The organism is Catenulispora sp. EB89, from assembly GCF_041261445.1.
GTDB lineage: Bacteria > Actinomycetota > Actinomycetes > Streptomycetales > Catenulisporaceae > Catenulispora.
Genome location: NZ_JBGCCU010000010.1, coordinates 1 through 12,189, shown reverse-complemented (window position 1 = coordinate 12,189; position 12,189 = coordinate 1). Strand labels below are relative to the sequence as shown.

9 protein-coding genes are annotated in these 12,189 nt (G+C 71.6%); 4 read left to right on the top strand and 5 right to left on the bottom strand.

Translation table 11 applies throughout. The features are described from left to right. The first annotated feature begins 50 nt into the window (after nucleotides 1-50). Nucleotides 51-2,675: a glycosyl hydrolase gene (locus ABH920_RS22155; protein ID WP_370350988.1), complete on the top strand. Its 2,625-nt coding sequence runs from the start codon at nucleotides 51-53 to the stop codon at nucleotides 2,673-2,675. Between the two features lie 158 nt (nucleotides 2,676-2,833). Here the strand turns inward: ABH920_RS22155 and ABH920_RS22150 are convergent, their stop codons facing one another. From ABH920_RS22150 to ABH920_RS22140, 3 genes are all read right to left on the bottom strand, one after another. Further along, nucleotides 2,834-3,649: an alpha/beta fold hydrolase gene (locus ABH920_RS22150; RefSeq protein WP_370350987.1), complete on the bottom strand. Its 816-nt coding sequence runs from the start codon at nucleotides 3,647-3,649 to the stop codon at nucleotides 2,834-2,836. Between the two features lie 141 nt (nucleotides 3,650-3,790). Beyond that, nucleotides 3,791-4,915, bottom strand: a complete 1,125-nt coding sequence (locus tag ABH920_RS22145; RefSeq protein WP_370350986.1) for a hypothetical protein — start codon at nucleotides 4,913-4,915, stop codon at nucleotides 3,791-3,793. Nucleotides 4,916-5,016: 101 nt separating this feature from the next. Further along, nucleotides 5,017-5,892: a LysR family transcriptional regulator gene (locus tag ABH920_RS22140; protein ID WP_370351227.1), complete on the bottom strand. Its 876-nt coding sequence runs from the start codon at nucleotides 5,890-5,892 to the stop codon at nucleotides 5,017-5,019. Nucleotides 5,893-5,980: 88 nt separating this feature from the next. Between ABH920_RS22140 and ABH920_RS22135 the strand changes: the two genes are divergently transcribed. Then, nucleotides 5,981-6,907 (top strand): MBL fold metallo-hydrolase, encoded by a 927-nt coding sequence (locus tag ABH920_RS22135; protein WP_370350985.1) that lies wholly within the window; start codon nucleotides 5,981-5,983, stop codon nucleotides 6,905-6,907. A gap of 194 nt (nucleotides 6,908-7,101) precedes the next feature. Further along, nucleotides 7,102-8,709: a Na+/H+ antiporter gene (locus tag ABH920_RS22130; protein ID WP_370350984.1), complete on the top strand. Its 1,608-nt coding sequence runs from the start codon at nucleotides 7,102-7,104 to the stop codon at nucleotides 8,707-8,709. A 151-nt stretch (nucleotides 8,710-8,860) separates the two neighbouring features. On the opposite strand, the gene ABH920_RS22125 is transcribed toward ABH920_RS22130, so the two are convergent. Both ABH920_RS22125 and ABH920_RS22120 read right to left on the bottom strand, forming a co-directional pair. Then, nucleotides 8,861-9,472, bottom strand: coding sequence for a hypothetical protein (locus ABH920_RS22125; protein WP_370350983.1), 612 nt, complete (start codon nucleotides 9,470-9,472; stop codon nucleotides 8,861-8,863). A gap of 59 nt (nucleotides 9,473-9,531) precedes the next feature. Continuing rightward, on the bottom strand, nucleotides 9,532-10,551 hold the full coding sequence (locus tag ABH920_RS22120; protein WP_370350982.1) for an SDR family NAD(P)-dependent oxidoreductase: 1,020 nt from the start codon (nucleotides 10,549-10,551) through the stop codon (nucleotides 9,532-9,534). A gap of 84 nt (nucleotides 10,552-10,635) precedes the next feature. Between ABH920_RS22120 and ABH920_RS22115 the strand changes: the two genes are divergently transcribed. Then, nucleotides 10,636-11,673, top strand: a complete 1,038-nt coding sequence (locus ABH920_RS22115; protein ID WP_370350980.1) for an AraC family transcriptional regulator — start codon at nucleotides 10,636-10,638, stop codon at nucleotides 11,671-11,673. The last annotated feature ends 516 nt before the right edge of the window (nucleotides 11,674-12,189 follow it).

Here is a 12,189-nt window from a genome sequence, read left to right as displayed (position 1 = left end):
CTGCGGGCTGGCACTGCATCACCATTCCTCGACAGTAGGGATCCCACGGCATGCGAACTGCCTCGCGCCTGAGACTGCTCCCGATCGGAGCGGCCTGCGCGGCTTTGGCGATGGTCCTGGCGGGCCCGCAGGCGTCCGCCGACAACGTCGGAGCCACCCAACCCCACAACCGGCCGCACGCGGTCAATTCCTCGACCACCGCTTCTACGGGGCACATTCGGGCCTCCGCGGTCGGCGGTCCTCCCGGCAACCCCGACGGCGGGGTCGACGATCCGACCGCCGCCGACAACGAGTACTTCGCGGCGCGCAGCGCGCCCGGGATCGTGGCGCCCGGCGCTTATGGCGCGGCGTGGCAGCAGATCCAGTCGATGCCGCACTACGGCCCGGACTGGAAGTCGGTCACCACGGCGGCCTACAACTCCGACGACCCGCTGTACCGCGACTACGACTCCAACTCCTCCGGCGGTGCCGGCAATGTGACCGGCCGGATCACGGGCATGGCCGCGGACAACGCCGGGCACGTCTACGCCGGCGGCGCGAACGGCGGCGTGTGGCGCTCCTCCACCGGCGGCGGGCAGTGGACGCCGATCTCCGAGGCGCTGCCCGCGGCCTCGACCGGCGATCTGGAGCTGGATACGTCCGGCCGGCTCTGGTACGCCACCGGCGAGGCGAACACGGCCTCGGACACCTTCACCGGCGCCGGCGTGTACGTGCTCTCACACCCGGTGCACGGCACGTTCTCCACGCACGACCGCGTCGGCGGCACCGAGCTGCAGTCCACCAGCATCCGCAAGATCCGCTTCATCGGCGACACGGTCTACGCCGCCACCACCCGCGGCCTGTGGTCGCACTCCCTGACCGACCTGCACGGCGCCTGGAAGCTGGAGTTCGCCCCGAACCCCAGCTACCTGCCCGGCGGTTCCCAGGCCGCGGACCCGGCCGCGCCGTACAAGAACATCGTCAACGACATCACCGCCGACCCGAAGGACCCGACCAAGCTGATCGCGGCCGTCGGCTGGCGCAGCGGTGACACCTACAACGGGTTCTACACCAAGACCGGCGGTACCTGGACGCTGATCACCAGCTCGCTCGGCGACCTGCCGACCGCGGCGGCGAACGTCGGCGCCGTGACCTTCGCCAACTCGGCGGACGGCTCGAAGTTCTACGCCATCAACCAGGACCCGACGAAGATCACCAGCGCGCAGTCCACGCTCGGCGGCGTCTACGTCTCCAACGGCACGCCGTTCGGCCCCTGGCACCTCGTGGCGGACTCGCCGAAGCTGGAGAACTCCGGCTCGGCCGAGACCGGCGCCACCTACAACCCCGGCGTGCAGGCCTGGTACAACCAGTTCCTGCAGGTCGACCCCACCGACCCGAACCACGTCTACATGGGCCTGGAAGAGGTCTACGAGTCCCACGACGCCGGCGCCACCTGGAACACCGTGGGCCCGTACTGGAACTTCACCTACCCCTGCTGGTCGATCGACCCGACCGAGCAGACCGGCACCTGCTCCCCCACGACCCACTCCGACCAGCACGCGGTCGCGATCGGCAGCATGGGCGGCAAGTCCTACGTCGTGGTCGGCAACGACGGCGGCGTCTACAAGCGCCCGGTGAACGGCGTGCTGGACTCCGGCGGCCACGCCGCCGACTGGCAGTCGCTCAACGACGGCACCATCGACACCCTGCAGTACTACTCGGTCGGCGTCGGCGCGGACCCCAGCGGCAAGGGCGTCGCGGTCTCCGGCGGCCTGCAGGACAACGGGCAGTCGATCCTGCGCAGCGGCCCCGCGGTCATGGGCTCCAACTTCGGCGGCGACGGCGGCGACACCCTCGTCGACCCGGCCAACGGCTGCAACATCGCCCAGGAGTACACCAACGAGGACATCTGGGTCACCAACGACTGCGGCCAGAACGTCTCCACCGACCCCTCGACGGCCACCGAGTACAACGTGCCGCCGAACGACGGCGTCAACGGCACCGCACGCTTCACCGCGCCGTTCACCGCGGACCTCAAGAACCCGAACACCTGGGTCGCCGGCGGCCAGCACGTCGCCGTCCAGACCAAGGGCTTCGCGATCCGCGCCACCTCGGACTGGACCGACGTCTACGACCTCGGTGCGGGCAACGACGCTTCCGCCGTCGCGGCCTCCGGCGGCAAGATCTACGCGGCCTGGTGCGGCGGCGGCTGCAACAGCGTCGGCTTCAGCCGCGGCATCGCGGTCGGCAACGCCGACGGCACCGGCTGGCACCAGCTGAACCTGCCGACCGACGGCACCTCGCTGCCCAACCGCTACCTGTCCTCGATCGCCATCGACCCGGCCAACGCCAACCACGTCTACGTCGCGGTCAGCGGCTTCTCCCGGAAGTGGACCGAAGGCCCCGGCGCGGACTTCGGCCACATCTTCGAAAGCCACGACGGCGGCACCACCTGGAAGGACATCTCGGCGAACCTGCCGGACGTCCCGGCCGACTCGATCCAGATCCTGCCGCACGGCGGCATCGCGCTGGCCACCGACCTCGGCGTGTTCTACGAAGGCCCGCACTCCTCTTGCTGGAGCATCCTGGGCAACGGTCTGCCGACCAACGCCACGCTGCAGCTGGTGCTCGGTCCGGACGGGAACCTGTACGCGGCCACGCACGGACGCGGGATCTGGAAGATCCGGACGCCTTAGGGGAACGAATCAGCAGTGATCTGTATCTGTACTAGGCATCAACAACGGTAGGCGCTAAGAGCGGCAAGGGTGCGGCGTCCTCTTCATGAGGGCGCCGCACCTTTTGCTTTTGCCCGCTTTGCTTTGCCCGCGCTGGGTGCTCTGCCTTCAGCGCCGCCTCACGCGAAGAACTTCGCCAGCACCGGGCCGACGACGTCCGGGCTGACCTCGTGCGTCTGGCCCTCGAGCGTCAGGCGCTCGGCGTCCGGGCAGGCCCCGGCGATGATCCCGGCCGGGTCGCGCAGCAGGTCCGGGCTGGCGCCGCCGTCCATGGCGAGGACCGGCACGGTGATCGTGGCGAGCAGTTCGGTCGGCACCGCACCGCCCGCGGGGTAGCCCAGGACCGCGTTGTCGTAGGTCAGGGACTTGGCGACGGCCGTGAACGCCTGCCACACCGGCGCCTGGCGCATCCCGGCGACCTGGTCCTCCGGCATGCCGACCAGCGCCATGAACAGGGCCGGCATGTCGTCGGTACGGCCCGCGTCGAGCGCCTGGTGCAGGTCGGTGGTGTACGCCAGCGCGGCGTCGCGGTGCCAGTCCTGGGTCACGTACGGCGCCTCGTAGCAGGCCGCCCTGGTCACGCCGATGCCCGCGGCGGCGGCCCGCAGCGTGAGGGCGCCGCCGGAGGAGAAGCCGGCGAGGCGGGCCTGTCCCCCGGCGGCCTGGATCAGGGCCGCGATGTCCTCGACCTCGCGCTCGGGCGAGTAGGTGTCGGCGTCGCCGCTCTCGCCCCGGCCGCGGCGGTCATAGGTGTAGACGGTGAACTCCGGGGCCAGCTGCTCGGCGATGCCGCCGCTGGGACCGAACGCGCGGTGGCACAGCGCGCCGTCGACGATGATCACGGCCGGGCCGTCGCCGGTCCTGGTGTAGGCGATGGAGGTGCCGTCGGCCGAGGTCACGGTGCTGCTGGCGGTGCTGCTGGCGGTGCTGGTCATGGGGTGGTTCCTTTCCGGAGGGCGGGTCGTCATCAGGTTGGACGACGGCCGGCCCCGGAACTCATCGGTCCAGCACGGTCGGTCCAGCACGGACTCATCGGTCCCGCATGGACGCGCGAATCCGTCAGGAACGCGAATCCGTCAGGAAGACGACGGAGCCTGCGTCGGCAACAGCGTGACCGCCCCGCCCGGCAACCCCACCTTGCTGATCACCTGCGGCAGCCCGAGCAGGCCGGCGAAGTCGTTCTGCGCGACCAGGTTGACCACCAGCGCGGCGCCCTGCGGATCCACTGGCTTGGCAGTCAGCCGCACCACGTTCTGCGAGCCGCCGATCACCTTCGTCTGCGGGTCCGTCAACAGCGCCGACCACGGCTGGTTCCGGACGTAGTCCAGGCCGCTGCCGACCGCCTTGGTGAAGCCCGTCGCGAACCCCTGCGCGCCGGACGCGTTGGGCGCGGCGGCGCAGATCTCCTCACGGATGTCGGACGTGCCGGTCGCGGTGACGCCGAAGGCGATGGCCGAGATCCCGCTGTTGTTGATCTGCTTGGCGTCGGTGATCACGTACGCGATCAGGGGCGAACCCAGGCAGTCGGCCAGCGAACTCACCATGGGATCGCCGGACAACGACTTGGACTGCGCGGGCAGCGCGGCGGCCAGGTCGGACGTCGCGGAGCCGTAGGCGATGCTCGACTTCGACACCCAGACCACGTTCAGCCAGCCGGTCATCCCCGGGCCGACGCCGTTCGCGTCCAGCTTGGTCAGGTCCATCTGGTGGTTGTCCTGGAAGATCCACGCGGTGACCCCGCCGCCGCGGTCCGCCTTGTGGTAGCCCCAGGCGGCGAGCTTCGCACCGATCGCCGCCGGATCGAAGGACCCGTAGAGCACCCCGATCGCGTTCGGCGGCAGGCCCAGGCTGATCGCGCTGGTCGCGGTGGCCGGGTCGAAGCCGGTCAGCGGCGGCAGGAGCGATTCGTACTGCGTCAGCTGGTCCGAGCCGGCGCCGACGAGCCGGGTGAAGGGGCCGTTCGCGGCCGGGGTGGTGCCGCCGGTGAGCTTGGCCAGCTGCGCGGTGTCGCCGAACTCGATGTAGCCGCTGGTCTGCGCGGTGTCGTGGACGTTCTTCAGCGCGTCCGCGAACGCGCCGGAACCTGCGCCGCCGCCCCCGGACGACCCGCTGCTGGAGCACGCCGCCGCCGAGCCCGTCGCCAGTGCCAGAACCGAGACGGCCGCGGCCACTCTGGCCAACCGCCGTGTGCGCCCACCCATCATCATCCATCCCCCTTGACAGTCTTCGGACATGCCGCGTCCACCCTAGCTGTCGGGGCCGGTGCTCACATCAGCCGGGATCGATCTGCGGCGCGCGGGCATCAGCCCTCTGACACAGCGCCGTAGGTCCGCACGGCGACCCGGACGAACGACCGGACCAGCGGATCGTCCCGTGCGTCGGACCACGCGACGACCAGCGCGCTCGGCGGCGCGTCGGCCAGCGGCACGAAGGTGAGGCCGGCCGGCAGCACCCCGACCCGCGGCGCCAGTCCGATCGTGCCGTTCCACAGCACGGCTTGCAAGCACTCGTGCACGGTCCGCACCACCGGGCCCTCGCGCGGCGGCCCGGCCGGCGCGGTGGCGTTCCAGAAGGCGCGCCAGATCGGGTCGGCGGTCTCCGGGAAGCGGAACCAGCGCCGGTCGGCGAGCTCGGCCAGCCGCAGGATCTCGCGGTCGCCCAGCGGGTCGTCGGCGCGCAGCACGGCCCCGACCGGATCGACCCGGAGCCGGCGGACACTGATACCGGTCTCGTCGAAGGGGGTGTAGGTGAGCACGACGTCCACCTGCCCGGCACGCAGGCCGGAGGTCGGGTCGGTGAAGTCGGCCTCGCGGATGTGGACGTCGACGTGCGGATGGCGCTCACGGAAGGCCTTGACGAGCTGGGCCGCGGCCGGATCGGCGCTGTCGGAGAGCATGCCGACGGTCAGGGTGGCGGCCCCGGCGGACGCGGCGACCTTGGCCTGCAACCGGTCGGCCTGGTCGAGCAGCGCGCGGGCGTCGCGGTAGAACCAGGCGCCGGTCGCGGTAAGCACGACGCCGGACGGCGAGCGCTCGAACAGCGCGACGCCGAGGTCGGTCTCCAGCTGCCGGATGGCCCGGCTCAGCGGCGGCTGCGTCATGTGCAGCCGTCGCGCCGCACGTCCGAAGTGCAGCTCCTCGGCGACGGCGGCGAAGTAGCGGAGCGTGCGCAGTTCCATGTCCATCACAGGCGACGATACCCGCGCGGTATCGCCCTTGCGGGATCGGACTTGGACGGCCCTCCCGCGCCGGTGTTGCACTCGGAGCATGGCTGACTCCGTGGATAGCACCTACCCGTTCCCCGACCCGGTCGTGCAGACCGCCGGCGCCCAGGAAATCGCCCGCGACCTGGTCGTCCTGCCCAACCACGACGTGGACCTGGTGCCGAACATCGGCGTGATCGGCGGCACGCACTCGGTCCTGGTGGTGGACACCGGGCTCGGGCCGCGCAACGCGCGCGACGTCCTGGGCTTCGCCCGCGACTACGCCAAGGGCCGCAGGCTCTACCTGACCACCACGCACTTCCACCCGGAGCACGCCTTCGGCGCGCAGGCGTTCGCCGACGAGGCGACGTACGTGGTCAACCGCGCGCAGGCCGACGACCTGACGCAGAAGGGCGCGGGCTACCTGGCGATGTTCACGCAGCTCGGCGAGCCGGTCGCGCGCGAGCTCGACGGCACGGAGCTGCCGACCCCCGACGTCGTCTTCGACGACGGCTACACCCTGGACCTCGGCGGCCGCACCGTGCACCTGCGGCCCACCGGCCGCGCGCACAGCCGCGGCGACCAGGTCGTGACGGTCCCGGACGCCGGCGTGCTGTTCACCGGCGACCTCGCCGAGGCCGGCCAGTTCGCGATCTTCCCCTGGTTCCCCCCGCACGACACGGACGTGTCCGGCCTGCGCTGGCTGCGCGTCATGGAGGGCCTGGCCGCCGAACAGCACCGCGTGGTGGTGCCCGGCCACGGCGCCATCGGCGACGCGGCGCTGCTCGCCGAGGTACGCGACTACCTCAGGGAGCTGCGCGACGAGACGTGGCGCCGGCGGGACACGGCGGTGACCGAGGAGACGGTGGTCGCCGAGGTCAGGGCGCTGATGGTGGAGCGGCATCCGGGGTGGCGGATGCAGGAGTGGATCGAGCGGGGGGTGGGGTGTTTGTGTGCGGAGCATGCGGCGGGGGGTGTGGCGGAGGACTGAGGGCGCGCGGTCTTGGGCGCGGTCCGGTCCCGCTCGCGGGGCGGGTCTTGTTCTGCCGCACAGTCCCGGTCGCGCCGCCGAGCCCCGCCCTCCCCCCGCTGGTAACGTACGCCGCCGCGGTGTGAGCCGCCCCGGGATGGAGATCACCTCTTCCGAGGACCCGCCCGGGCCCGCCCCACCGCCAGGAGGCCCGCGTGCTCGCGCTCACGGTCATCGTCGTGATCGGCGCCTGCGTGCTGGCCAGCGGCATCGCGGGCAACCGCCTCGGCGTCGCGCCGCCGGTGCTGATGCTGGCCGCCGGGGTGCTGGTCGGGTTCGTGCCGCGGTTGCGGGAGGTGAACCTGCCGCCGGACACCGTGCTGCTGGTCTTCCTGCCGGCACTCCTTTACTGGGAGAGCCTGAACGCCTCGCTGCGCTGGATCCGGCGCACCCTGCGCGGCCTGGTGCTGATGACCACGCTGCTCGTGTTCGTCACGGCGGCGATGGTCGCGGTGGTCGCGCACGCGTTCGGCGTCCCGTGGGGCCCGGCCTGGATCCTCGGCGCGGCGCTGGCGCCGACCGACGCCACCGCGGTCGCGGCGCTGGGCCGGGTGCTGCCGCGGCAGGCGATGAACCTGCTGCAGGCCGAGAGCCTGATCAACGACGGCACGGCGCTGGTCGTCTACGCCGTCGCGGTGTCGGTCACGGTCGGGACCGAGCACTTCAGCGCCGTGCACGTCGGCTGGCTCCTGATCCGCTCCTACGCCGGCGGCGCCGCGGCGGGCGTCGCGGTCGCCTTCGTCGGCGGACAGCTCCGCGCGCGCCTGACGGACCCGCTGCTGGAGAACGTCGCCATCCTCCTCATCCCCTTCACCGCCTTCCTCCTCGCCGAGGCGATCCAGGCCTCCGGCGTGCTGGCGGTGGTGGCGTGCGGGCTGATCATGGGCCAGCTCGGGCCGAAGGTCGGGACGCCGGCGGTGCGGCTGCTCTCTCAGGGTTTCTGGACGATCGGCACCTACGTCCTCAACGGCGCCCTGTTCGTCCTGGTCGGCCTGCAGTCCCAGTCCGCGGTCCGCAACCTCACCAGCTTCGATCTGGCTCGGGCGTTGTCCCTGGTGGCGGCGGTGTGCGGGATCCTGATCGCGGTCCGCCTGGCCTTCCAGTTCACCGTCATCTACCTCATCCGCGCCCTGGACCGCCGCCCCTCCCAGCAGGCCCGCCGCGTCAGCCACGGCTTCCGCGTGATCACCGGCCTGGCCGGCTTCCGCGGCGCGGTCTCGCTGGCCGCCGCGCTCGCCGTCCCGAACACCCTGAACAACGGCCTGCCGCTGCCCGACCGCGACGTCATCGTGTTCGTCACGGCCGGCGTCATCGCGGCCCTGATGCTCCAGGCCTTCGCGCTGCCGCCGGTGGTCCGCTGGGTCAACCTGCCGGAGGACACGGTCATCGACTCCGAGCGCCGCATGGCCAACCGCACGGCGTCCGAGGAGGCACTGGCGGCGATGCCCGAGATCGCCGCGGCCCTGGGCACCGCGCCGGAGATCCTGGACATGACGCGCCGCGAGTACGAGAAGCGCATGCGCGTCAGCCAGGCCGGCAACCCCGACGACGACTCCGACGACATCGACGACGACGCCGCCGAGCGCCTGCGCCAGTTCGACGACCAGTACCGCGAGCTGCGCCTGGCGCTGCTGGACTCCAAGCGCGCCACGGTGCTGCGGCTGCGGCACGAGCACCAGATCGACGACGCGGTGGTGCGGCAGATCCAGGCGCGGCTGGATATTGAGGAGGTGCGGCTCAGCCGGACGCAGATCGTGGAGTGAGGCCGAGGCGGCCGCTTGTTGGGTGGCGTCGAGTGGGCCGCGCGTCGGGTGGCGTCGAGCGGGCGGCGCGTCGGGTGAGGCCGAGCCCCCGGCCTTGTCAGGTGCCGAACTGGCGACCTCGTTCGGCCGAACGGGCGCAGCCGGGGCTTCGCTACTCCAGTTCCAACCGCGGCCGCCGGGCCGCGCCGAGCTCGCCCCGCGCGCCGGCCACCGCCTCGCCGAGCTGCCGCGCCAGGCTGGGCACGGTCGTCGTGGCGAGATAGAGGTCGGCCCCGGCGTCGAGGAGGCGCCGCACGGGGCTCGGGTAGCTGATGCCGAGCTCCGGATCGTCGAGTTCGGCGATGACGACGCGCGCCGAGGGGAACATCCCGCGCAGGTTGCCGAGCAGCTTCAGGCTGATCGTCGGGATGAGGAGCACGTCCGCGGTCTTGGGGGCGTCCCACATGTCCAGGACGATGTAGTCGCCGCCGAGCTCTTCCGAGAGCTTGGTGCGTGCGGTGTCCGAGAGCTTCATCGCGGTGGCGACGACGGTCACGCCCTCGCCGGCGGCGCCGCGGTTGTCGTCATCACCGGTGTCCGAGGCGGGGCGGGCCCGGATGACCGTGCCCTCCAACGGGGCGTGCCCGGCGGCGGTGATCGTCGCGACCGGCTCGCCACCGCGCGTGATCTCCAGCGTGCCGCCGGGCGCCAGGCCCGCGATGAGGTGCGCGATGTCGTCGGGTAACCGGGCAAGATCGATCTGTGCCCGCTGCCGGTCTTTCATGGCAATCAATCTACCCAGACGGCCGCGCCTCGCGTGTCTCCCGTGCCACCTGCGGCCGCCTACATCAGCTGCTCGCTGACGTCCCACAGGCGCGTCGCAGCATCCTGATCGACCGCGAACGGCAGCACGCCGGGGCCGTCCAGCGGCCGGTCCGACGCCGCCAGTTCCTCGGCGGTCATGACCGGGCTGATGTCGCAGTCCTCGCAGTAGACGCCGCCCAGGCCGTCCAGCGCCGGGCTGGTCGCGCACCACACCGTGGTCGCGGCGCCCTGCTCGACTGTCTTCACGTGGAGCCCGTTGCTCAGCACGCGGCGGCCGTCGACGTCCACGACGCCGGCGGCGCGCAGGGCGTCGTCGCTGAGGTGGCGGGTCAGGTCCGTGTCGAGGATCGCGCCGGGATGCACGGCGAAGGCGCGGATGCCCTCGGCGCGGCCGCGGCGGTCGAGCTCGACGGCGAACAGGGAGTTGGCGGTCTTGGACTGGCCGTAGGCGAGGAACGGTTCGTAGGTGCGGTGCTCGAAGTTCAGGTCGTCGAAGACGATCGGCGAGTAGCGGTGGCCGCGGGAGGACAGCGCGATGACGCGTGCTCCGCCGGTCCGGTCGGCTGCACCGGCCGCACCGGCCGCACCGGCTGCGGCGAGCGCTGGCCACAGCCGGGTGGCGAGGCGGAAATGCCCGAGGTGGTTAACCGCGAACTGCAGCTCGTTGCCGCGCGCGTCCCTGGTCAGCGGCGTGGCCATGACGCCGGCGTTGTTGATCAGGAGGTGCAGCGGACGGCCCTCGGCGAGGAAGCGGTCGGCGAAGGCGTCGACGGACGCGGGCTCGACGAGGTCGAGCTGCTCGACACGCACGCCGTCCAGGTCCTTCAGCGCGGCGCGGGCACCCTCGGTGTTCCGGGCCGGGACGATGACCTGCGCGCCGGCGTCGTGGAGGGTACGGACGGTGGCCAGGCCGATGCCGCCGTAGCCGCCGGTGACGATCGCGGTCTTGCCGGTGAGGTCGATGCCCTTGATCACTTCGTCGGTCGTGGAGGTGGAGCTGAAGCCGGACGGGAGGGGGCGTTGCGGGGTGGTGGTCATGACGGGCGGTCCCTTCTGGTGATGCTTACAGGACCACGCTAGGTCGGCAAGGATGTACGATGAATACTTGTGAGTTCGCAAAACTTGCGTGAGAGTACAGAGGCGAGGCCGACCGAGGTCGCTGAACCTGAACCGGTCGAGGTCGCTGAACCGGTCGGGCGCCCCGAGCCCGCCGAGCCGGCCGCCCCCGAAGACCCCCTCGGCGCCGCCCTCGCGGTCGCCGACGCCCGGGCCGCGATGTCCGGCGGGTTCGTCGCCGGCGGCCCCTGGGCCCTGCGGCTGCACGCTCCGGACCGGCTGAAGGTGACCTGCGTCGTGCGCGGCGGCTGCCTGCTGGTGCGCGAGGACACCGGCGAACAGGTGCGGCTGGCGGCGGGCGACGTGATCGTCTCCGACGGCGCGCTGCCGTACGTCATGTGCAGCGACGCCGGCGTCACTCCGATGGCGGGCAGCCAGCTCCCCGTCGACCCGCACACCGGCCTGCGGACCATCGGCGACGGCGCGGACCTCATGTGCGTCGCGGGCCACGTCGACCTGAGCCGCGACGGCGGCAGCCTGCTGCGCGACGCCCTGCCGCCGCTGGTCCACGTCCACAGCGACGCGCCCGAAGCCGGAACCCTCCGCCGCCTCACCGAGCAGCTGCTCGACGAGATGACCGGCAACCGCCCCGGCGCAGCGGTCGCCATGGACCACATCGCCCAACTGCTGTTCCTCCAGGTCCTGCGCATCAGCCTCGCCGACACCACGAGCCTCCCACCCGGCTGGCTCCGCGGCCTCGCCGACGAACGCATCGCCCCGGCCCTCCGACTGATGCACGGCGAACCCGCACGACCCTGGCAACTGGAGGAGCTGGCGCGGGCTGCGTCACTGTCGCGGACGGCATTCGCGGTACGGTTCCGCGAAACAGTCGGAGTTCCACCCCTGACATACCTGCTCACCTGGCGCATGAACCTGGCCGCCCGGGCACTACGGCACGACGGGACGCCGGTCGCAGTGCTGGCGCGCGAGGTCGGCTACGGCTCGGAGAGCGCGTTCAGCAACGCTTTCAAGCGCGCTATGGGGACTTCGCCTCGGAACTATCGGCACTCGCTTGGGGTGGCGACGGCGAGTGTGCGCGGGTGACGGAGTTCAAGGGCCTTTAGGCGCTGCTGCTTGATGTGTGGGGCTGGTGTGGGGCGGGGTGCGTCTGGTCTGTGGTTTTAGAGGCTTTTTACGGCTTCGCCTAAGGTTTGGTGACCTCGCGGGGGACGCAGTTCGGTTGTGCGACGCGGGTTGCGCTGGCGGCTGGCGGTTTTCATGGGCACGACCGCGCGCCGGTTAGGTCTCTGCGGCGGTGCGCTGGCGGCCAGCGGTTTTCGCGGACAAGACCACGCGACGGTTCAGGTCTCTGCGGCGGTGTGCTGGCGGCCGCCGGTTTTCGCGTCCACGACCACGCACAGGTCCGAGTCACTGCGCACACGTCATGTTGGCGGCTGGCGGCCGCGTTTGGTGGGCGCCTCGAGGGGCGGATTTCAGTGGTCGTTGCAACGGCGGCTACTGATTCGTGTTCAGGAGTTTAGCGAGGCGTTCGGCGGGGGTGTCCCAGCCGAGGGTTTTGCGGGGTCGGCGGTTGAGTTGGGCGGCGACGGCGGCGAGGTC

Bases quoted from the DNA above. Each gene is read 5' to 3' on its own strand.
- ABH920_RS22155 (WP_370350988.1), top strand. From the start codon at position 51: ATGCGAACTGCCTCGCGCCTGAGACTGCTCCCGATCGGAGCGGCCTGC.
- ABH920_RS22150 (WP_370350987.1), bottom strand. From the start codon at position 3,649: ATGACCAGCACCGCCAGCAGCACCGCCAGCAGCACCGTGACCTCGGCC.
- ABH920_RS22145 (WP_370350986.1), bottom strand. From the start codon at position 4,915: ATGGGTGGGCGCACACGGCGGTTGGCCAGAGTGGCCGCGGCCGTCTCG.
- ABH920_RS22140 (WP_370351227.1), bottom strand. From the start codon at position 5,892: ATGGAACTGCGCACGCTCCGCTACTTCGCCGCCGTCGCCGAGGAGCTG.
- ABH920_RS22135 (WP_370350985.1), top strand. From the start codon at position 5,981: ATGGCTGACTCCGTGGATAGCACCTACCCGTTCCCCGACCCGGTCGTG.
- ABH920_RS22125 (WP_370350983.1), bottom strand. From the start codon at position 9,472: ATGAAAGACCGGCAGCGGGCACAGATCGATCTTGCCCGGTTACCCGAC.
- ABH920_RS22120 (WP_370350982.1), bottom strand. From the start codon at position 10,551: ATGACCACCACCCCGCAACGCCCCCTCCCGTCCGGCTTCAGCTCCACC.